The organism is Williamwhitmania taraxaci (assembly GCF_900096565.1).
GTDB classification, from domain to species: domain Bacteria; phylum Bacteroidota; class Bacteroidia; order Bacteroidales; family Williamwhitmaniaceae; genus Williamwhitmania; species Williamwhitmania taraxaci.
Genome location: NZ_FMYP01000040.1, coordinates 1 through 22097, shown reverse-complemented (window position 1 = coordinate 22097; position 22097 = coordinate 1). Strand labels below are relative to the sequence as shown.

14 protein-coding genes are annotated in these 22097 nt (G+C 43.0%); 8 read left to right on the top strand and 6 right to left on the bottom strand.

The genetic code is table 11. From position 1 onward, the window contains the following. From BLS65_RS11080 to BLS65_RS11060, 5 genes are all read right to left on the bottom strand, one after another. Nucleotides 1-1758 carry a PKD domain-containing protein gene (locus tag BLS65_RS11080; protein ID WP_125869848.1) on the bottom strand — a complete coding sequence of 586 codons (1758 nt, stop codon included), beginning with the start codon at nucleotides 1756-1758 and terminating at the stop codon, nucleotides 1-3. Between the two features lie 30 nt (nucleotides 1759-1788). After that, nucleotides 1789-3372 (bottom strand): RagB/SusD family nutrient uptake outer membrane protein, encoded by a 1584-nt coding sequence (locus BLS65_RS11075; RefSeq protein WP_092438944.1) that lies wholly within the window; start codon nucleotides 3370-3372, stop codon nucleotides 1789-1791. Between the two features lie 18 nt (nucleotides 3373-3390). After that, nucleotides 3391-6432 carry a SusC/RagA family TonB-linked outer membrane protein gene (locus BLS65_RS11070; RefSeq protein ID WP_092438942.1) on the bottom strand — a complete coding sequence of 1014 codons (3042 nt, stop codon included), beginning with the start codon at nucleotides 6430-6432 and terminating at the stop codon, nucleotides 3391-3393. 598 nt (nucleotides 6433-7030) lie between these two features. Next, on the bottom strand, nucleotides 7031-8005 hold the full coding sequence (locus BLS65_RS18275; protein WP_170830087.1) for a peptidoglycan DD-metalloendopeptidase family protein: 975 nt from the start codon (nucleotides 8003-8005) through the stop codon (nucleotides 7031-7033). Nucleotides 8006-8100: 95 nt separating this feature from the next. Continuing rightward, a complete protein-coding gene (locus BLS65_RS11060) occupies nucleotides 8101-8502 on the bottom strand; it encodes a response regulator (RefSeq protein ID WP_092438940.1) in 402 nt (133 codons plus the stop codon). A gap of 259 nt (nucleotides 8503-8761) precedes the next feature. On the opposite strand from BLS65_RS11060, the gene BLS65_RS11055 reads away from it, so the two are divergent. Further along, nucleotides 8762-8998 carry a hypothetical protein gene (locus BLS65_RS11055; protein ID WP_092438938.1) on the top strand — a complete coding sequence of 79 codons (237 nt, stop codon included), beginning with the start codon at nucleotides 8762-8764 and terminating at the stop codon, nucleotides 8996-8998. 101 nt (nucleotides 8999-9099) lie between these two features. On the opposite strand, the gene BLS65_RS11050 is transcribed toward BLS65_RS11055, so the two are convergent. Then, the gene (locus BLS65_RS11050) at nucleotides 9100-11553 is read right to left on the bottom strand and encodes a TonB-dependent receptor (protein WP_092438936.1); all 2454 of its coding nucleotides are present in this window, start codon (nucleotides 11551-11553) and stop codon (nucleotides 9100-9102) included. 287 nt (nucleotides 11554-11840) lie between these two features. Between BLS65_RS11050 and BLS65_RS11045 the strand changes: the two genes are divergently transcribed. From BLS65_RS11045 to BLS65_RS11015, 7 genes are all read left to right on the top strand, one after another. Continuing rightward, the gene (locus BLS65_RS11045; protein ID WP_092438934.1) at nucleotides 11841-12272 is read left to right on the top strand and encodes an arsenate reductase/protein-tyrosine-phosphatase family protein; all 432 of its coding nucleotides are present in this window, start codon (nucleotides 11841-11843) and stop codon (nucleotides 12270-12272) included. Continuing rightward, nucleotides 12272-12682 carry a secondary thiamine-phosphate synthase enzyme YjbQ gene (locus BLS65_RS11040; RefSeq protein WP_092438932.1) on the top strand — a complete coding sequence of 137 codons (411 nt, stop codon included), beginning with the start codon at nucleotides 12272-12274 and terminating at the stop codon, nucleotides 12680-12682. The genes BLS65_RS11045 and BLS65_RS11040 overlap by 1 nt, the downstream gene beginning before the upstream one ends. A 126-nt stretch (nucleotides 12683-12808) precedes the next feature. Beyond that, on the top strand, nucleotides 12809-14413 hold the full coding sequence (locus tag BLS65_RS11035; RefSeq protein ID WP_092438930.1) for a thiamine pyrophosphate-dependent enzyme: 1605 nt from the start codon (nucleotides 12809-12811) through the stop codon (nucleotides 14411-14413). 19 nt (nucleotides 14414-14432) lie between these two features. Next, the gene (locus BLS65_RS11030) at nucleotides 14433-15014 is read left to right on the top strand and encodes an indolepyruvate oxidoreductase subunit beta (protein WP_092438928.1); all 582 of its coding nucleotides are present in this window, start codon (nucleotides 14433-14435) and stop codon (nucleotides 15012-15014) included. A gap of 373 nt (nucleotides 15015-15387) precedes the next feature. Next, nucleotides 15388-19455, top strand: a complete 4068-nt coding sequence (locus tag BLS65_RS11025; RefSeq protein ID WP_092438926.1) for a two-component regulator propeller domain-containing protein — start codon at nucleotides 15388-15390, stop codon at nucleotides 19453-19455. Between the two features lie 21 nt (nucleotides 19456-19476). Continuing rightward, complete coding sequence (locus BLS65_RS11020) at nucleotides 19477-20226, top strand: LytR/AlgR family response regulator transcription factor (protein WP_092438925.1); 750 nt, start codon at nucleotides 19477-19479, stop codon at nucleotides 20224-20226. A 154-nt stretch (nucleotides 20227-20380) separates the two neighbouring features. Beyond that, nucleotides 20381-21922: an inorganic phosphate transporter gene (locus tag BLS65_RS11015; protein ID WP_092438923.1), complete on the top strand. Its 1542-nt coding sequence runs from the start codon at nucleotides 20381-20383 to the stop codon at nucleotides 21920-21922. Nucleotides 21923-22097 lie beyond the last annotated feature (175 nt).

The window sequence follows — 22097 nt, the reverse complement described above, 5'->3', positions numbered from 1 at the left end:
CTATTTTAGTCCCTCAACATGTGGTCCTGCAAAATCATCAAAATGGAAAGAGAATGTTCCACTACCAATGCCAGGACTAACCATGATGCGAGCAACGTTATAGAAGTTATCGTTAAACCTCGAGTCCGTTGTAATATCGGCAGTAAAGACTTCACCAGTCCAATCGAAACCGGCTCCCACACCTGCAAAATTAAACTCAGCAATTTCCCACTTATTCGATTCCTTTATGGTGTAAGTATAGTCGTGAGTAGCTGTTTTCCATGCATTTCCAGCATAATCAGTATTCTCAAGTTTCAGCAATACATTATCGCCAGCATTTCCATACACCAACATTTTAAAGGTTGTTTGCTTAGTCAAGTTAAACCGGTAGCCTGCAGGTAATAGCATGTATGCATTCGCCCATTCTGCATTAATCTTTGTGTATTTGGCAGCATGTGCGCTACGATTGGGATATCTGGTAGCATCGGGATTGGTTACTATCGAAAGGCTACCATCGGCACCCGATTTATCGAAGGCCATTGGAACCAGAGTAGTTTCACCAAAGTCGTTATACATGATCATGGCATCCAAAAGGTATGGAACATAGCTAGGATGGTTACTGGCTACATTAACCGTAAACGATTTAGTGAAAGTGCCATCGGTTGTAATAACCCTAACGTTAGTTGGATAAACACCCTTGCGCATGTAGGTATTAGTAAGCACTGTCGATGTAGAAGCAGCCACCTGAGTTGTCCCATCACCAAAATCATAAACGATTGAGGTAACCGTAAAATTAGCTGGAACCAAAACGTTGGCAATGGAGTAGCTATACTCATTGGGGTTAGCCGTTGCAGCAACGGTATAGTCGAAAGTAATTGTTGGTAGCGCGAAGCCCTTCGGTATTAGCTTATGGTAGCGAGCATCCAAAGCATCGGCAGACCTTACATAAAGCTCGTTTTCACCAAAGCTCAACACCTCATAACTTCTTGCTTGACCATCGTCGTAACCAAGAACACCACCGGGCTGAGCAAAATTAATGAAATAGGTTTCCCCAACTTTATCGACCATCCAAGTCATGCTAGCACGAGCCGCATCGTTGGTTGTTAAATCTTCGTCGTTGGCATCCTCCCAAGTTTTGGCAGTATAGTAACCAGCAGTGAGTCCTTTAGCCGCACCATCGTGCGAAGCGTAGGTTTTACCATGGGTATTCACGTTATAGGCAAAGCCAACAAGTTTAAAGGTGAATTCGTCATCATAGAGCCAATGTCCAGCTTTATCAAGTGGTTGAGCGGCCCACCAAACTGGAGTTTTCGCATCAATTGGCCCTACACCGAGGTGACCTGCAGTTGTGCTATCAATAACCCAAGTCTTTCCGTTTACTGCGTCGGGTCCACCCGAGATGGCAATAAGCAAGGGGTCTTCGAAGTAGGCATAGTCGGTCTTGGTTTGAGTAAGGTCTTGGGTAACAAAAGCAGTTCCACCCGAAGTAAAAAGGGTTAGCTTAATGGTATAGGACTTATCAAGAGGATAATACCCTATAACCGTATCGCCAATTGCCTTTCCACCGTTGCCTAAATCCCAGTTGGCAATACCCTTAACGGCAGAAGTATTGATTACCTTAAAGTGAAAATCATCGGCCCCGGGAGCAACAATAAAGCTGAGTTGCTCCGCGGTAGGAGCCGAACCGGTAGATGGCTTATCTGTTTCCATGGGTTCGCAACCAAACCACAGGAGACCAATAACCAACAAATAACCAATCAGAAATATACGTTTTTTCATAGCTTTCATTTTTTCAATAGTTGACTGTCGTTAGTAACCAGCATTCTGAACCAAAGAGTTACCCGATACGGTTATCTCCGATTGAGGAATAGGCAATAGGCCAAGTGTAGCTGGAACAAAGGTTTCGTTGAATGGAGCAACTCCCGCAGCAGCGTCGATCTTCTGCTGAGCGTATGTCAACCCACGACGAAGTAAATCCCAATAGCGTAGGCCCTCTCCTGCAAACTCTACACGGCGCTCATGGAAAATTAAATCTAAACCAGCAGTACCATTCGTAAGCGTTGGAGGAGTTGCAGTGGAACCAAAAGCACGTTCCCTAACCAAGTTGTAGTAACCTTGAGCTTTAGACAAGTTATTATCTAGGTTGAGCTCGGCTCCCATAAGCAGCACATCGGCAAAACGGATTACCATCCAGTTATTAGGCCAATTTAAATCGCTATTAGTTGCAGGTTTATTGGCCTTGACTGGTTGAATCTTTTTGAATGCAAACCCGGTATGCTGATAGCAGTCTTGTGGCTTGTAGGTCCGCCCTTCAGTAGTAGGATCAAGGATAGAAACAATATACCGTGCATCGCCAGGTTCAAACTCGCTAGCTAGCGAGGCTGATGCCGGTTGAAATCCCCATCCTGCATCGTAAATTGGATCGTTCATACCACGGAAGCCCGACATCACAATAGTCCAGTTTCCTTCACTTCCATTTCCCCATCCCCAATCGCCCCAATCGCCTTTTGCGGTATGGTTTACTTGAAAAATAGATTCAATATTATTCTCATTCGAAACACCCCACAAATCTGCATAGTTAGCAACTCTATCGTGGCCACTGGTGGTAATTACATCATCAACAATCGCTTCAATATCGGCCTCAGTAAAGATTTTGTCATCGGCTTTCAAATCGCTGGTAATACCAAGAACACCCTTGCCATAACCTTTATGGTAAAGGTAAACCCTTGCCAACATTGAACCGGCAGCCCACTTAGAAACACGACCTGTTTCGTTAGCGACAATGGTAGCAGGTAATGAATTATAGGCAAACCATAAATCGCTAGCGATTTGGTTGTAAACATCGGCAGGAGCAGCCTGAACCTGATTGTTTTCAGAAACCGATAGTGTTTTAAGGATTAATGGAATATGACCAAAATATTGCTCCAACTGGAAGTAGTAGTACCCCCTCAAGAAGCGAGCTTCGGCAATATACCTCGTTTTTAGTGCAGCATCAGGGAATGGAATCGCCTCAATTTTCTCGAGTAAAATGTTAGCCCGATAAATTCCCGTATACCTATCTTTCCATAGTCCAAGTGGCTCTTGGTCCGTAGTATATTCGCTAAAACGGCCCATTCTGTTTAAGCCTGGTCTATCGCCAGGACCCGATCCGCCACAAAAGGCATCGTCGGATAAGATATTACTCACCAAATCGTTGGGATGATAACCACCTCCGGTTTGCCACTGCAAAACATCATAAACGGCAACTAATGCTTGAAATGCATCATCGGGGGTTTTATAGAAGTTTTCCTCAACCCTATCGGTCAAAGGCTCCTTTTCGAGGAAGTCTTTCGTGCAAGATCCAAGACCCGCAAGAACTACAACCGAGAACAGTATATATGTTTTTCTAATCATAAGGCTTAAGTTAAAAGGTTAAAAACTGAGATTGAGACCAAAAATGAAGGTATGGGCCTGTGGATAAATATTCCGGTCGATACCAACATCCAACGAACCTTTTGCACCAATTTCCGGATCAGAACCCTTGTATTTAGTAATGGTTAAGAGATTAGTGGAAGAAACATAGAGCCTCAACTTCGAGATTTTAATGCGCTGACTAATCGTCTCGGGAATGGTATAGCCAAGGGTAAGATTCTTCAACCGAAGGAAAGATCCATCGTGAACGTAGAAGTCGGAAACCCTAAAGTAGTTTTGGTTAGGATCGGCTATAGTAACACGAGGTTGCGAATTCGAAGTACCTTCGCCTGTCCACCTATCGAGAACGGATGATTCCCAATTTGACATTGGCAAATCGTATCGGCGAGTTCCACTATAAATATCTTGGCCAAAGGCTCCATACCAAAACATGTTGAAGTCGAATCCTTTAAATTGAGCATTAAAGCTAAACCCGGCAGTAAACGTTGGATAAGGATTACCAATATTAGTGCGGTCCTTGTCATCAATCTTTCCGTCGTCATTTCTATCCACCCAAATAAGATCGCCAGGTTTTGCATTTGGCTGCAAAACAGTTCCATCAGTAGAGGTATGCGCCAATATTTGGCTCTGGTTCTGGAAAATTCCATTGGTTTTGTAACCCCAGAAGTAAGCAATGGGTTGACCAACTTCGGCCATACATACATTATACATCCCCACGGCCACACCGGCACCGTATATTTTCCCTTCGCTATTGTCTATGGACATCACTTCGTTCTTATTATAACCTCCGGAAAGGTTTACATCGAAGGAGATATCGCGAACCATGGTTTTATAACCAAGCTCCAGCTCAACTCCTCGATTTCGAACCGATCCACCGTTTACGGTTGGAGCTCCATTTCCAACAAATGCAGGTATTGGGGCAACCACCAACAAGTCTTTGGTATCCTTTTGGTAAAGGTTCACGCCCAGAGATACCTTATCGTTTAAGAATCGGCTATCAATACCAATATTAGTTTGTTCCGAAGTTTCCCATCTCAAATCGGGATTGGAAACACCAACTGGATTTGCGCCTACTGTTATAACCTCGCCTGTTCCAAAGGTATACTTGCTACCAGCCCCTATCACGGAAGTGTACTTAAAGCCTCCAATGGATTCATTTCCATTTTGACCCCAACCAAAGCGTAACTTTAGGAAAGAAACGGAAGGAATACTCTCCATAAATGATTCCTTGGTGAGGACCCAACCGGCCGAGAGGGCAGGGAAAAATCCAAATCGGTTATTCGATCCGAAATTGGACGAACCATCGGCACGAAATACACCTTCAATTATATATTTATCGTTAAAAACATAGTTGCCTCGAGCAAAATACGAAAGCAAAGCGTGTTCGCTGGCGCCACCATACGATTTGTAGCTCTCTTCATCGGTGCCATTATTAATGTAACCGTGTCCAAAGTCATTAAATAGCAAATTGGTCTTGCTACCACCAACATTATCATTGCGGTAACTATTGGCAGTCATACCAGCAATTGCCGAAAATGAGTGCTTAGCAATTACTTTAGAATATGAAATGGTGGTTTCATTTTGCCAGGTAAACCAACGATCGTTGCCCGCACTGGCTTGCGAAACAGTTGCTTTTACGTTTCCTCCCAAATCATATACAGGAATAAAAGTACGCGTGAATCCATTGGCCAAATCAATACCGAAGGCAGACTTAACCTTAAGGCCCTGCAAAGGTTCTAGTTGAGCCCATACATCGCCCACAACTTTATTCTCCCTATACTCTGAATTTAAAACACTCAGGTAAGCAACTGGATTAACAACCTCTTGCGTGGCGTAGCTAGATGCACCCCAACTCCCGTCAGCATTCCTTACTGGAGTTAATGGATCCATATTCACAGCCTTGGATAGTGGACTGCTGAATTCTGCGTTAGGATCGATACCGCGGGTTTTCTTATTTATAAAGACTAAGTTATTCCCAAAACTGAAAATTCCCGTATGATGTGCAGAATTAATGCGATAAGAAAACCGCTCATAGTTCGATTTACCTTTGGCAACAATACCATCCTGAGTAGTGTAGGCAAAGGAAGATAAAAATGTAGATGCATCATTCCCTCCGCTTACCGAGAATTGATGACTCAAGGCAGGAGCATTTTTGTAAAAAATCTCATCCTGCCAGTCGGTACCGTTACCTACAGTCGAAAGCAATGAAGGCACATCGGAAAAAGGAATAGGGCTATTGTCGTTGGCATAGCTCTCATTCATAATCATAGCATATTCCGGAGCATTAAGCAGGGAAACTTTTTTCCACGCATTCTGAATGCTGTAAGAGAAATCATAGTTTACTGCAATCTTTCCCTTTTTTCCCTGTTTGGTTGTCATAAGTACAACGCCATTGGCACCTCGAGCACCATAAATAGCTGTTGCCGATGCATCCTTTAATACCTCTATCGACTCAACATCGTTGGGATTTAGAAAATCAATTCCTCCAACGGGCATTCCATCTACAATGTATAAAGGATTGGAGTCCCCTGTAGTGCCAATACCGCGGATACGGACAGTAAACCCTTCACCGGGTTGGCCCGAGTTAGAGATAACTTGAACACCGGCAGTTTTGCCCTGTAAGGCCTGCTCCACGCGCAATGGATTAGATTTCTCAATCTCACTGCTCGATATTTTAGCAATAGAAGAGGTTAAAAGACTCTTCTTTTGAACACCATAACCAATTACGACAAGTTCTTCTATGTTCTGAGTCGAACTGGCCAAAACTACATCAATGACCGTTTGTCCGGTAACTGCTATTGTTTGTGGTTGCATACCAATAAAAGAGAAGACCAACGATTGGTCTGAACCCACGCTGATGGAGTAATGTCCATCCAAATCGGTGGCGGTTCCTTTTCCCGGCACATCTTTAATTGAAATGGTAACTCCCGGTATGGGCGTTCCGTCTGAGGCTGAAGTCACGGTTCCTTTGACGCTAATATCCTGCGCGTAAAGAACCCCTCCTAACAGAATTAAGAATACTGAAAGAAGCGTTTTTTTCATGTGAGTGTGGATTTAGGTTTAGTTTGGGTTATTTTAACGATTGTAAGTTACGCTTGAGTCGAAAGCCATACCTAATTTATTACCACGTCTTGACCTCAACACCTTTAAAATTATTTCAAACAAACGTTTGCAATGCGCCTATTTACCTACATCAATACTACGTCAAAAAACTCAATAGTTTGTGCTTACATACTGATTTTTAGCCAGTATGTCGACTACATCAGGAATGTAATTTGTGGCTAAATATAACCCTATAAAACAAATACAATTCTGAATAAAGAAGCAATAATTAGCGTCTATTTGCCATTCAACTCGCCAAAACCACACTAAAATAGCCTAAAAGAATCCACTAAAAGCAAAAAAAACTGCTCAGAGGAGCAGTTTATGTCGATATAAAACGTTTGCGGAGGTAATTACTAGCGCAATTTCATTCTTAGGTAAGAGACTCTCTGGAATTAACCATGAGTTGCAAGTCCTATCGCGACTGTTACCATCGTGACTGGGAGCGGTTATTTTGCAGGGAGTCTTTGATGTGAAATGCGGCAAGGATAATTTTACAGAAGCAACAGTTCGTCCACAGAACCACTCTTCAACCCTCTTAAAGTTTCAGCCGCTTGCCAATGGAAAGCACACTTCCTGGCTTCAAATGGTTTTTCTTGTAAAGGTCGTCCAACGGAATATTATTCTTTCGCGCAATAGAATATAGCGTATCTCCTCGCTTAACCTTATGGTATTTCGACTTCTTTACTTTTTTCGACGGTTGATCTTTCGTTTGCGCTACCACCTGCTGCAAGGTAGTGTCGCCAACAACGGAAGTGTCAATCGTCGAGGTTTCCTCTTCGGCCAACAATGGCTCCTCTAAGGGTTGTCCCTCAGCCAGCACCTGAATACTTCCATCGCGATTATACACAATTAACTTTTCCGCCTTGAGCGAATAGGTATCAAAATCGATAAACTTTAGCGGATTAAAGTGTTCTCCCAGAACGCGAGTTTCGAAATGCAGGTGGGTGGTAGTAGCTCTACCCGTTCTACCGCCCAAGCCAATCGGCTCTCCAGAGGAAACAGGTTGTCCATCCTCCACGAGAATTTTGGATAAGTGAGCATAGAGAGTTTCCAGTCCGTTGGGGTGGCTCACTACCACCATTAATCCATAACCATGAAACGTTTGAGATAATCGAACTACTCCATTAAAGGCGCTGCGAACAGTATCGCCTTTTTGCAGCTTAATGTCAAGGCCTGCATGCATACGTCTATGTCGGGGACCATAGGGCGAAAGCAACTTGCCTCGGAAAGGGAAGTAAAACTCACCCATCGCTTTGTCCGAGAAATTAATTGTAGTTATCGATGGAATGGTTAGTGTTTGACGGGGACAGCGAATACCGTATCGGCTATTGCACCGGCTCAAATACTCCTGAAAAAGGGTAGCAGATGAATCCTTCGATTTAATTTCGGTTAGCGCAACCTTATCCGATTGGATCTTTTTGGTGTTAGGGAAATCTTCTTGGGCAAAGAGTAAAGACTCCGATTGTAATGCTATCAGAAATAAGAAAACAATTGCTTTAGGGAAAGTCATCTGCGACAAATTTTCCGTAAAGAAAGGCAATACCACGTAAAAACGAGAATAATTAAGGATTATTAGCTAACAATTAAGACGACAAGAGGACCAACCTAGAACAGAACTTTCTTAATTTCATTAACTAGAACTCTAACATTTATTGGTTTAGACACATAGGAATCGCATCCCACACTGAGGGCTTTTTCTTTATCTTCGATAAAGGCGTAGGCTGTGGTAGCAATAATTTTCACCGTAGTATTACTCTCTTTAATAATACGAGTAGCTTCATAGCCGCTCAATTTCGGCATCTTAATATCCATCAGAATTAGAACTATTTCGGGGTGCTGAAGCATAATATCGACAGCCTCCTGCCCATTTTGTGCCCAATAAACCTTAGCCTTCGATGCATTTAATAGTTCATTCAAAAACAGATAGTTTATCTCCTCATCCTCGGCAATAAGGATTCCCTTACCCAGACAACTGCCCTCAAATACAAATTCTTTGTTCAATTCCATGATTCGAGCTTTTTGTATTTATAAATACGGGAACAAATGCTTCAATAAATGATCTTTCGCTGTAAAGTTAAGCATTTATTCTAAAGCAAACCAAACACATAAATCCTTTTCCCGACTTTTAATTAAAAGAAACTGGGTATTTAGCATTTTAGTGCAATTGTTTAAAACTTTTTTACAATTGTTGACTTCTAACACCGCAATGACCCTAAACTATGAATAAAAATTAATTCCTTTGCGCAAGGTAGGTTAAAACAAGCTTATGGCCTCACGAAAGAGGAAGACTAGAGAGATTAAAATGCTCGCCTTACGGGAGCAGCACCTTAAGAGAGTTTATAAAAAGTCCCTTCTGTTCAATGAACCGGAGATGGATGCTATAAATAATTTCTGCAGACGGTATAAGATTGCAAACAAATCGAAATTCTTCCGGGAAACAATCATTACCACCATTCTCAAAAAAATTGAAAAGGATCACCCTACCCTATTTGATGGTTTTTAGCAGTCTTGCGATTGAAGTAAAAGGCTGTAAGTGTTTTGGATAAAAGCAACCTTTGCAACTTATTACATTTATCAATCGCATCATTCCGATAACTTCCGATACTAAAACTTCGCAATTAACCTCAAATTGAACCGTCGACTAGTCAGGTAATTTGGAATTGCCAGCATGTTGGGGAGGCCATCCTGATTCCCCACCGTTTTCACCCAAAGGTAGGAAACTGTATTGTTAATATCCAACAGGTTAAACACCTCTGCCGTAACCATTAAGGATTTAACGTAACCCATCGCCCCTTTTGTTAATTCACGGCTCGGCCTATCAATAAACACTTTTGTGAAACCAATATCCACTCTTCGGTAGGCGGGCATCCGGAAGTAGTTATCGTATCTATCTTTCTCGTCCGAGAAAAATGGAAGGCCCGAACCATAATATAAGGTAAGGTGTACTCGATTAGTGGGGTTATTCGCCAGATAATCCTGGAAAAACATGGAAAGATTGATGCGCTGATCGGTTGGACGAGGATATGCTCCTATCGATTGTGTTTTGCCTTCAGCATTGATATAGCTATCGTCTGCTGTATTCTCTTCGCTCTTTAAGAGCGAAAGGCTTAACCAACTCTCTGCTCCCGGCAGCAATTCCCCATTAATTTTTAAATCGATCCCATAGGTATAGCCCGAAGCCAAGTTCAATCCTGCATAGGTAATCTTAATATTGTCCATCTTGTAGGGCACAATGCTGCTCAGCTGCTTGTAGTAGAGCTCGGATGTGAAACGGAAAGGCTTATCGTATGCAGTAAAATCGTAGCGTGACCCCACTACCCAATGGATAGATTTTTGGGATTTAAGGTCATAGTTCATTTGGCCTGAGGCATCCTTAAGCTCCTTTACAAAAGGTGGCTGATAGTATACTCCACCCGAGAAGTGCATAGAAAATGGACTTCCTTCGAAGGGAGAATATGCAATGGAAAAACGAGGGCTAATGTTTAACTCGCCATTGAGTTCGGAATAGGTAGCACGCACTCCTGCCGTAAAGCCAAATTCACCAACATCGCTTCTATAACGATACTTTTGGAGCAGATAGCCGGAGTAACGATTGCTATCAAAACGATTTTTAGCCCGCGAAAATGAGTTGAGTTCCAGATTATCGCCGGTATATGGAAGGCTATAGCCCGATGAGTCTATCATCTGCCACTCCTTAACATTATCGAATACCCTTTCGCGTTGAGCACGTATACCCCATTGAGTAGTGCCGGCACCTAAAGCCAATGTTCCCTTTTGCTCCAATGAAAACACGTAAGCATCGAGACTATTCCTGGCATGGTTTAAAAAAGCACCAACACCCACGTTCACGGTGCTATCGGAATAGGTATCGGAACCAATGGAGTTATCCAACTCATTTATCCAATACTCACCTAGAATGTCGTATGCCTCACGCTCGTTGGTAAGGTAAGACGATCCGATGGTCTTTAAAACTAAATTCGCGTTAGGCCGAATCGTTATGGTGGCGGCAGTTAAGCTATTTTGGTATGTATTCGACTCTTGTCCTTCATAGTAAACCTTAAACCCCAAAGGATTATTGAGCAACCCAAAGGAAGTCTCTCTGTTTTCGGGTAAAAATTCATATCTGTTGGAGGCATAGCAGCCCAATACCGAAAGTGAAGTTTTGGAGGTAACATCCCAATTTAAATAGGTTTGAAAATCGGAGAACGATGGGGAGTACTCTCCCTTAGTATCCAAACTTCCCAATAGATACTTGGATGTTTTATAGCGATACCCTGCAATATAGGTTAAGCGACCCTTTGCCAAAGCACCTTCCAACGATGCCGTACCTCCTAGAAGGCTAATGGAGGTTACCGACCGAAATTCAGTTGGCTTTCGATAGCGAATACTCAGTGCTGATGACATTTTATCGCCCATATCGGCATCAAATCCGCCCGTAGAAAACTCTACGGAGGCTACCATATCCGGATTTATGGCGCTAAGTCCCTCTTGCTGACCACTACGCATTAGGAATGGACGATACACTTCCACCTCATTGATGTATACCAAGTTCTCATCAAAACTCCCACCCCGTACGGAGTACTGCGAGCTGAGCTCGTTGTTGCTAACCACCCCGGGAATACTCTTGAGCATCGATTCAAAGCCACCCCCTGCACTGGGAATTAGCTCAACGGTTTTGGGATTTAGCATCTCGGCATTGCCAGCGCGCTTCTCCTGTCCATATATCGAAACTTCGCCCAACTTAGTCGATTGAGCGGTGAGGCTGACCTTAAGCCTATTCGAACCCGATTCGGAATAGATACCCTTTATTAGAACCCGCTCATATCCCAACGACTGCACAACAAGAACTACCTCTTTATTAAGCGGCACCCTTAGCATAAAAGAACCTTCACCATTCGCACTACTTCCCTGGCTACTCCCTTCAATGCTTACCGACGCGTAAGGAATTGGTCTGCCCAAAGTATCGGTAACGGTCCCTCTGATTTCCACGTAATTTTGCCCAAAAACCTGGGCTACAGCAGAGAGGGTGAGAATAATTGCAATGGAGACAAATTTCATTCGTAAGTAATTATTATGTTTTTAGGGTCGAAGGGATCTGATTAACTAACTGTTGAATAATATTATAGATTAGCAGACGGTATTTGTACTTATTTCAGATTTCAACATAAAACAGCTTGGATTCAGAAATATTGCCCGAATATACTCAAATAGCCTGAACAGAGGTCAAGCCACCAATCACTTCGTTAAAAAAACCTCTAACTTTGCCCCTACCATTGTGCATGGTTGCAGGTGTGCAGTTAAGCAAATTGGAAGTTTTATAATGCATATAACTACTATAAATAGAGATGGACGAAAAAGAACTTAAGCGCGTACTGGTGGTGAGCACCGACAACGCATGCAGAAGCCAAATGGCCGAGGGATGGCTAAACTACTACGGAAAAAATGCAATAGTGGTAAAGAGTGCAGGGATTACAAAAAGCAAGCTCGACCTAGAGGCAGCGCATGCCATGATGGAAGCAGTGATCGATATTTCGGCCTATACCTCAAAGTCGATAGAAGAGGTGAAAGATTTTGTGCCGGATTATGTCTTCATTCTCTCGGAAGAAGCCGAACAGCTGAAGGATAGTTTTACGAATACTCCCATTTTCTTTACGAACCACCTTCCAACACCACCCGAGCAGACGGAGTTAAGAACCGTTTTCTACCAATCGCTCTGCAACGAAATGGATAACTATTGTTTCGATATGGTGCACAAACACTTTAAAGAGTTGATGTAATGGTAACTCAAGCAACCTTCGAATTGGCGCCCTACCAAAGAGGCTACCATCTCATCACCGACAAAGTGATGGCCCAGCTACCATCGCTACCAGAACATGGGTTGTTAAACCTTTTTATCCAGCATACATCGGCTGCGCTTACCATCAATGAAAATGCAGATCCATCGGTAAGAACCGACCTTAAAACCTTCGTGGACAAATTGATTCCCGACAACGATCCACACTTTACCCACACAATAGAAGGACCCGACGACATGTCGGCCCATATCAAGTCATCGCTCTTTGGACCAAGCCTCACAATACCTATTATACAACATAAACTGGCATTGGGCACTTGGCAGGGAATCTTCCTGTGTGAGTTTAGAAATGGGGGACTTAAGCGAAAAATCGTAGCTACAATATTCCACTAAGAATGGCATATTAGGTTAAAGATAATAACTTTTAACGGCTAGGAGAGTTGCAAGAACTTATTATTTCTCTATTTTTGCTTTCAATCAATAATCGAATTGACTACAACATAAAGAAAATAAAAGCCTATGAAAAAGCAGCTTCTACTGGGTGACGAAGCAATAGCCCAAGGTGCTATTGACGGGGGTCTTTCAGGCATATATGCCTATCCGGGAACTCCTTCCACCGAAATAATGGAGTTTATCCAAGGTTCGAAACTCGCCGAGGATAAAAAGATTCACCGCCAATGGTCAACCAATGAAAAAACGGCCATGGAATCGGCTTTGGGCATGTCATACACCGGTAAGCGTGCCATGGTTTGCTTTAAGCATGTTGGATTAAATGTGGCAGCCGACCCATTTATGAACGCCTCCATTACGGGCGTAAATGGAGGATTAATTGTTGTCTCGGCCGATGATCCATCGATGCACTCGTCGCAAAACGAACAGGATTCCCGTTTCTATGCAAAGTTTGCTATGATTCCGGTGCTTGAACCCTCAAACCAACAGGAGGCTTACGAAATGGCCTTTTCCGGTTTTGAACTCTCCGAGCGGTTTAACGTTCCGGTGATGCTTCGCATTACGACCCGTATGGCACACTCCCGTGCCGGCGTTGCCACAAAAACGGCGAACAACCAAAACGAACTGCACCTACCTACCAACCCACGTCAGTTTGTTCTACTTCCTGCTATTGCACGCAAGAACTATAAGCTGCTTCTCGGCACACAGGCCCACATGGAGGCAGCCTCTGAAGTATCGCCTTTTAATAAATACTTTGAGGCCCCCAACAAGAAACTTGGCATCATCGCAACAGGTATTTCCTATAACTACCTCATGGAGTGCTTTCCTGAGTTCAACTGCCCATATCCAGTTCTTAAGGTTTGCCAATACCCGTTGCCGCGTAAAATGGTTGAAAAAATCTACAACGAGTGTGATTCCTTACTCATCCTTGAAGATGGCTACCCATTGGTAGAAGAGATGCTCAAAGGCTTTATCAATACCACAAAGCCAATCCACGGACGCCTCGATGGATTCCTTCCACGCGATGGGGAGTTAAATCCAAACCTTGTGGCCAAGGCCCTTGGAGTAGAAATGATCGAAGGCCAGCCAGTTCCAGAATTAGTAAAGCAACGCCCTCCATCGCTCTGCGTAGGTTGTGGACACCGCGATGTGTATGAAGACCTCAATGAGGCCATGCTCGAATATGGTGCAGGAAGAGTATTTGCCGATATAGGCTGCTACACCCTTGGCGCCCTTGCCCCTTTCAATGCCATTAACACAACCGTTGACATGGGTGCTTCCATTACGATGGCAAAGGGAGCAGCCGATGCTGGTCTTGTTCCTTCAATTGCAATAATTGGAGATTCCACCTTTACCCACTCTGGAATGACCGGGCTACTGGATGCCGTTCTCGAGAACTCCCCCATCACCGTAATTATTTCGGACAACTCCACCACCGGAATGACCGGAGGTCAGCGTTCGGCAGCATTAGGGCGTATTGAGCAAATATGCACTGGTTTAGGGGTTGATCCTAAACACATTCGCGTGATGGATCCGCTTAAGAAAAATCACGAAGAGAATGTCAGAATTATGAAGGAGGAGTTTGCCTACAACGGCGTATCGGTACTTATTCCCCGTAGAGAGTGCATTCAAACCTTTGCACGCCGCAAACGAGAGGAAAAAAAGGAAAACTAACCCATCAAACGAAAGACAAATGAAGACAGACATAGTACTTGCCGGAGTTGGTGGACAAGGAATCTTATCCATTGCCGCTGTAATTGGACTTGCAGCCGTATCCCAAAATCTATTCCTAAAGCAATCGGAAACACATGGCATGAGCCAGCGTGGTGGGGATGTATCGAGCCATCTGCGAATCTCGAAGGGAGAAGTTGCATCGGATCTTATCCCATTGGGAGCCGCAGACCTCATCCTTTCGGTAGAGCCCATGGAGGCACTTCGCTACCTCCCTTACCTCTCTCCAAAGGGATACGTGGTTACCAATTTAACACCCTTCAATAATATTCCTGATTACCCATCCGTAGAGGAACTCCACGCCAGCGTAAAGGCACTGCCGCGCGTTATTGCCGTTGATGCCGATGCAATTGCGAAAGAGGCGGGAAGTGCTCGCGCTTCGAATATTGTAATGCTCGGTGCAGCATCGCCTTACATCAATATTTCCTTCGAAAGTCTCGAGGATGGAATACGCGAACTCTTCGGACGGAAAGGAACAGCTATTGTTGAGTCAAACCTTAAAGCACTAAGAGCCGGCCGAGCATTTGCGGAAGCCTACAAATAATAACAGCAATCCTACAAAGAATAGCAAGAACCAATCGGATACTATTTCGATTGGTTCTTTTACGTTTAAAGGGATTGATTCCTATATAATCAGCGGAATTCTCAATAACAAAACTGTATATTGAACCTCAGTTTCGCCTGAGCAAATTGAAACAATTTCGCCTTCTATAATTCAACCAACAATAGAATTAAAGTTCTAAGCGTTAATGTCTTTGGTCTAATAAATCAATATAGGCAAATTGGAATAAAGGAAACTGTTAGGCTCAGGAAGAAGTAGATTGTTTATACATATTGGTAATTTCAGAACTTAAGTGAATAAAAAACACCTTACCGAAAGGAAGCAAAGGGAAATTCTCCCGAGAAGAGTTACAAGCATGTTCAGGGTTGGATTCCTTTTGCTATTGCTTTATACTATGCCCTTGGTTGGAGTGGGCCAACGCAATGAAAGGGCTCCGCTAAAGTATAAGCGCGACTTTCTTACAAAGTTCGAAAAACTACCATCGCACAACGGCCTTATTAGCAATATTGTAAGTGCAATATTTCAAGATAAATTTGGTTATATGTGGTTTGCCACCGATAACGGGCTGAACCGCTACGATGGCATTAAAATAGTTACCTATAAGAATATCCATACCGACACCAATTCGCTTTCGAACAATGTAGTAACATGCATTTGCGAGGATAGAAAAGGAAATTTATGGATAGGTACAGGAAATGGACTTAACTATTTCGACCGAAAAAGCGAAAGGTTTTCTCATCCAATTCTTGGTCCAGTGAAGAAAGGAAGACAAGCCAGTGCACAAATCAGGGCGGTAATTACCGATAGTGAGGGTGGTCTTTGGGTGGAGACAGGTGCTGGAATACTCCACCATTTCCTTCGCGAAAGCAATATTCATGAAAAAATCGCTCATCCCAAGGACTATAGCACAAGTGGTAGCCATCTTCTTTACCAAGATAAGGGCGGGTATATTTGGTTTGGTGGCCCTTCATCGGGTCCATTTCGATACGATCCTCGGACAAAGAATCTTGCACGGATAAAGAGTTCACCTCTCGATCCCGTGGGAAAAAAACTTGAGGGTGTAAATGCCATCTTGGAAGATACCTACGGCACGCTTTGGCTGGCTTCATACGAGGGAACCCATGTGTTTGACCCCTTAGAAGAATCGTTCTTTAAAATGTTTTCTACCCCCACTAACTCTCTGGTTCAAGACGACGCCGGAATGATTTGGGTAGGAACATTCGACAAGGGAATCTATAAATTTGATTCCAAAAGAGGACTATTTACAAATCTCAACAACGATCCAAACAACTCCCTCTCACTCGCCGATAATCATGTAAACAACATATTTGTTGATCGTGGGGGTTCTATTTGGGTAAGCACCAAGGAAGGCATAAGTAAATACAGTCCAAACCGGTATAAGTTTGAACATTACTTTCACTTACCCGAAGTGGAAAACAGCCTCAGTTCGAACAAAACTACCGCCTTCACCCAAGATGAGCGAGGAAATATTTGGATAGGAACCGAATGGGGGCTAAACGCTTTTGATAAAGAAAATGGAGTTTTCACCACCTATTACAGCGACAAAAAGAGTTCAATAAAACTACCATCCAACGCCATATCCGTTCTCTTTTCGGACAAGCAGGGAAGTATCTGGATTGGCTTCTCTGATGTTCCGCTTCTGGCTCAAATAGAAATTAAAACCTCAACAATAAAAACTTTCCAGCCGTCCAATAGGAGTTCGAAGAGTATTACAGGCATTGTTTCCGACCGTAAAGGAAAACTCTGGATTTCCTATTTGGGAGGAGGTGGCGTGGAGGTATTCAACCCCGAAACGAGCCAGTTCGATAGAAAAGATTTTAATCCATTCAATCAACCCTTGGATCGGATAATTACTGCCTTGGCAGTAGATCCTAGGAATCAAAATATTTGGATTGGAACTTTCGCCTCGGGAATCTACCTTCTCAATAGCGTAACCAATAATTTTTCCTTAATATTTCCTCCTCAAAACAACCGAGCAGCAAGTTCATCCCTAGATAAAACACCCGCAATTAATAGTTGTATCCAACTTGGGAATAAGGTATGGTTTGGAACCTCTCGCGGACTTATATGGGTAGATGCTAACACTTTGCAAGCGAAGGAGATTCGGGTTTTCCGTAAACAATACCCCATAAGTATATCGTCCATTGCCGAGGGAGTCTCCCAAAACCAATTACTGCTTGGATCGGATGAGGGACCCTATGTACTAAACATCAACAGTGAAAAGGCAAAACCATTTTTACATATCGACCAAACCATTAATATCTTAATGCATCGGCAGAGCCAAGTTTATTTCGACAACATTGATAAACTAAGTTATATCGCTGCAGAAAACCACCTCTTTATCTTCAAACCCGGCGATAATTCGACTTGGAAACGAATTAGTTTAAATGATAATTTCAGAATCACCAAAATAGTTCGGGTTGATCAAAAAACCTACGTCACCACAAACTTAGGGCTATATAGCATTAATAAAGAGCTCCTTAAACTGGAACCAGTTCTATTAAAGAAAAACGAGAACTTCGTCAACTTTGATACTCCAATTAATGATATTACTATTAATAATAGCAAAAAAGGCTTTTTCATTTCCGAGGATCACATTTTCACTAATTATAGTAATAATCCGACTGCGCTTACCTCCATTGAAAAGAATATAAAGAATATGGGAGGTCCAAACTTTCTTTGCGCCGCCTCGGTTGGAAGTGGCCTGTGGGTGGGAACGGAAAAAGGGTTAGTGAAATACAGCCTAAATACTGGAAAAATCCTTCAGTTTAATGCCCCTGATTCCAGTAAACTTGTCGGCAACAACAATACCAGCATTTGCCTTGTTGGGGATAATGTATGGGTAGGTGACGATAATGGCTACTTAAACATCATTAATACAAAAGACTGCTCAATTAAGCATATTCGCATAGAAGATGGTGCTATTCGCGATTATGGTGAAAAGTTGACCATTTCTCAAATCTATGTAGATATTAGGGGCAGAGTTTGGGTTGTAAGTAACAAGCTGTACTGTTTCGATACAAAAGGGAAACAACTTCGCTTCCCATTTACTAAAGACTTACAAAACAAAAAAGTGCGGTCGGTAGTGGAAGACTACGAGGGCAAGCTTTGGATAAGTACCGACAATGGGCTCTACTGCATCAACACGGATAATGGAGCCAACTTCTCTTACTTCGAAACGGATGGATTGCAGGGTAATATCTTTAATAACGGGTCTTTCCGACTACTGGATGGATCAATAATTGTTGGTGGAGGAAATGGCTTCAACATTATTAACCCTACGAATATTCCGCGAAACAAAAAAATACCACAGGTTGAAATTTCCGGAATAAGAGCATTCAATCAACTAATTGGCAATGATTTTACTCAAACCAATACCATTACCCTCCCCTACAACAAAAACTACCTAACGGTGGAGATGACTGCACTTGATTTCTCCTCGCCCGAGAAAAACAGGTATTCATACAAGATGGAAGGATTAAACTCTTCCTGGATTAACAACGGTAACCTTTCCACCGTTACCTTTACGAACCTTGCTCCTGGAAAATATATTCTCCATGTGAAGGCATCCAATAACGATGACCTCTGGAACAACACGCCCAAAGTAATTACCATCATAATCACACCACCTATTTGGCGGTCGTGGTGGGTTGTTACGTTGCTAATATTGGCCTTGGCTGCTGGAGTTATCTATATCTTCAGAATGGTAAAAGACCAAATAAAGTTCCGGGAAAAGAGCATTGAGTTGGAGCAGCGGCTTTTGCTCTCTCAAATGAATCCTCATTTTATCTTTAATGCCCTCACCGCGATTCAGAGTTATATATTCCGCAATGATCCTAAATCGGCTGGCAAATACTTGGCCAGTTTCGCCAAACTCGTTCGGCTTATCCTGGAAAACTCCAGGACCAAATATACCACCATTGGCAAGGAGGTAAAAACGCTTGAGCATTACTTGGAGCTTCAGTCGTTGCGCTTCGACGAGAAATTTGATTTTAAAATTGAGATCGATCCAGATATTGAGCGTGAAACCATGACCATACCGCCAATGCTCACTCAACCATTCATTGAAAATGCTATTGAGCACGGCATAATTAACGTTGCCGATAAGGGGACTATTGTTATTCGCTACTTGCTGCTAGATGAACTTATCCTAATTGAAGTGGAAGACGACGGAATAGGGATAAATAGGGCAACAGAATTACAGAAGCCGGGTCAAAAAGACCATGTATCCCTAGCAACAAAAATCTCGAAAGAGCGACTCGAAAATTTAAATAAACTCGAGAAGGGAAAAATAACCATGCAGATTATAGATCTCAGCAGCATAGACCATTTGCTACACGGAACAAAAGTTACCTTTAAAATTCCGTACAAATGGGTTGAAACTTCTTTCAAAAATAGCTAACTTGATGCAAAATTTTAGTGTATGATACGGACAATAATCATAGACGATGAGCTAATGGCCAGAGAAGCCATAGGCAACATGGTAAACCTTTACTGCCCAAACTTGGAATTGGTGGCAACCGCCGATGGAGTTGAAAGTGGCTATGAGGCAATTAAGAAGTATTCGCCGGAACTGGTGTTGCTCGATATTAAGATGCCTGACGGAACCGGATTCGACTTGCTCCAACGGTTTGAATCCATCAACTTTAAATTCATCTTTATTACCGCCTACGAAGAGTACGCCATTCAGGCGTTTAAGTTTAGCGCACTCGACTACCTGCTAAAACCCATCGATCCTAACGATTTAATCTCTTCCGTGGAGAAACTTAATGAGTCGATGCACAAAGAAGATGAAACAATAAAGCTAAAAGCGTTTATGGCCAATATCCAGGGCACTTCCCCTGAACTCAAGAAAATCGTCCTAAAAACAGCCGAAAGCATCCACCTAGTAAACGTTAAAGAGATTGTTCGGTGCGAATCGAGCTCCAACTATACCCTTTTCTACTTCGACGACAATTCAAAACTCCTAGTTTCCAAAACACTCAAGGAATTCGACGAGCTGCTTAGTCCATACGGCTTTTTCCGCGCCCATCAATCGCACCTCATTAATCTAAACTACCTCGACCGATACGATAAAGCAGAGGGAGGAACCCTTATCCTTAAGGACAAATCGTCCATTCCTCTTGCGGTAAGAAAGCGGGAACAGCTAATGAAAATATTTGAAAACTTATAATTAAACAAACCACCGGAAAAGGACCTCCGGTGGTTTTGTTTTATACCGGTACACCCTTTAATAAATTTTGTTAGCTTAAACTTAACATCAATTACACTTCACTTACAGAGCAGTAGGTCTATCTTTGATCAGATTAATGTAAAACCTAAATTCCATGGATAACTATTACCTCTACATTGTCATTATTCTCCTAGCCTTAGCCCTTGTTGATCTGGTAGTTGGTGTGAGTAACAATGCCGTTAATTTCTTAAACTCAGCAATTGGCTCACATGTAGCCCCCCGCTACGTGATAATGATAGTTGCATCCCTTGGTATTGTTATTGGCTCACTCATGTCGAGCGGTATGATGGAGATTGCCCGAAAAGGTATCTTTCATCCCGACCAGTTCTACTTCTCGGAGATCATGATCATATTTATGGCGGTAATGATTACCGATATTATTCTTCTCGACATTTTTAACACATTCGGGCTACCCACCTCTACTACGGTTTCTTTGGTCTTTGAGCTACTGGGCTCAGCGGTAGCCGTAGCTTCGGTTAAGATTTTGAGCAACGATGGCACTTTAGCAATGCTCGGCCAGTATATCAATACCGAAAAAGCCTTGATGATTATTTCGGGTATTCTTATTTCGGTGGTGGTGGCCTTTGTCACGGGAACGGTGGTGATGTATTTCTCTCGTATTGTTTTCTCATTCAATCTTAGACGTTCTTACCACTATTTTGGTGCCCTATTTGGAGGATTTGCCATTACAGCCCTTACCTACTTCATCATTATGAAAGGTATCGGTGGTGCTACAATGGTTCCACCATCATTTATTGAAGCGCTACATCAAAACACCATAAAAATTCTGTTAATAAGCTTCTTGGGGTGGGCCATTCTACTACAGCTGCTTTCGGTGTTTTTCCGATTCAATATTTTTAAAGCCGTTGTTCTACTAGGAACATTTGCACTCGCTCTCTCCTTTGCCGGTAACGATTTGGTAAACTTTATTGGAGTTCCAATGGCAGGTCTAAAATCGTTTCAGATATACATGGCCAATCCCGGTATTGCTCCCGATCAGTTAAACATGTCGGAGCTTGCTGGTCCGGTAAATACAAACTTCTACTACCTTGTGATCGCTGGACTTGTAATGGTAATCACGCTTTGGTTTTCGAAAAAAGCCCGCACCGTTACCGAAACAGAAGTAGGCCTTGCACGGCAGGATAGCGGGATCGAGCAATTTGGATCGACCCACCTTTCGCGTTCCATCGTTAGGCAGACCATGCATTTTGCGTCAACCCTTAACCGAATTATTCCGACTCCAATAGAGCGCTTCCTAGATAGGCGCTTTGACCAAAACAAAGCTAAAAAAGTTAAGGTTGGCAAGGACGGAGCACCTTCGTTCGACCTGATCCGTGCCTCGGTAAACCTAACTACTGCCAGCATATTAATATCGATGGCTACCTCATTAAAGCTCCCCCTTTCCACCACCTATGTAACCTTTATGGTGGCAATGGGATCTTCGTTGGCCGACAAGGCTTGGGGTCGCGAAAGCGCCGTATACCGCATTACAGGGGTATTAACCGTAATATCTGGCTGGTTCTTTACTGCCTTTGTTGCCTTTACGGTAGCCTTGCTGGTTGCTTTGGCCATTTCCTTTGGAGGAAAGTTTGCCGTGATCGCAATTATTGGCATAACCATTTTTGTAATACCTTAAATCCGCAGGTCGATTGCTAGGTTTTAAATCTTAGCGTATTTAGGTTTGCTTGGTGGATATTTTGCCATTTTTTTGGTTCGACATAGCCCTTCTTTGCGTCACTTCTTCCGTTTTTCGCTCCCCCTATGGTTTGCAACTTCCTTTTTTGGAAGCCTGCAACAATAAAAACCGTAAC

What these genes read in the sequence shown, in the direction of transcription:
- BLS65_RS11080 (WP_125869848.1), bottom strand. Translation starts at nt 1,758, where the DNA reads ATGAAAAAACGTATATTTCTGATTGGTTATTTGTTGGTTATTGGTCTC.
- BLS65_RS11075 (WP_092438944.1), bottom strand. Translation starts at nt 3,372, where the DNA reads ATGATTAGAAAAACATATATACTGTTCTCGGTTGTAGTTCTTGCGGGT.
- BLS65_RS11070 (WP_092438942.1), bottom strand. Translation starts at nt 6,432, where the DNA reads ATGAAAAAAACGCTTCTTTCAGTATTCTTAATTCTGTTAGGAGGGGTT.
- BLS65_RS18275 (WP_170830087.1), bottom strand. Translation starts at nt 8,005, where the DNA reads ATGACTTTCCCTAAAGCAATTGTTTTCTTATTTCTGATAGCATTACAA.
- BLS65_RS11060 (WP_092438940.1), bottom strand. Translation starts at nt 8,502, where the DNA reads ATGGAATTGAACAAAGAATTTGTATTTGAGGGCAGTTGTCTGGGTAAG.
- BLS65_RS11055 (WP_092438938.1), top strand. Translation starts at nt 8,762, where the DNA reads ATGGCCTCACGAAAGAGGAAGACTAGAGAGATTAAAATGCTCGCCTTA.
- BLS65_RS11050 (WP_092438936.1), bottom strand. Translation starts at nt 11,553, where the DNA reads ATGAAATTTGTCTCCATTGCAATTATTCTCACCCTCTCTGCTGTAGCC.
- BLS65_RS11045 (WP_092438934.1), top strand. Translation starts at nt 11,841, where the DNA reads ATGGACGAAAAAGAACTTAAGCGCGTACTGGTGGTGAGCACCGACAAC.
- BLS65_RS11040 (WP_092438932.1), top strand. Translation starts at nt 12,272, where the DNA reads ATGGTAACTCAAGCAACCTTCGAATTGGCGCCCTACCAAAGAGGCTAC.
- BLS65_RS11035 (WP_092438930.1), top strand. Translation starts at nt 12,809, where the DNA reads ATGAAAAAGCAGCTTCTACTGGGTGACGAAGCAATAGCCCAAGGTGCT.
- BLS65_RS11030 (WP_092438928.1), top strand. Translation starts at nt 14,433, where the DNA reads ATGAAGACAGACATAGTACTTGCCGGAGTTGGTGGACAAGGAATCTTA.
- BLS65_RS11025 (WP_092438926.1), top strand. Translation starts at nt 15,388, where the DNA reads ATGTTCAGGGTTGGATTCCTTTTGCTATTGCTTTATACTATGCCCTTG.
- BLS65_RS11020 (WP_092438925.1), top strand. Translation starts at nt 19,477, where the DNA reads ATGATACGGACAATAATCATAGACGATGAGCTAATGGCCAGAGAAGCC.
- BLS65_RS11015 (WP_092438923.1), top strand. Translation starts at nt 20,381, where the DNA reads ATGGATAACTATTACCTCTACATTGTCATTATTCTCCTAGCCTTAGCC.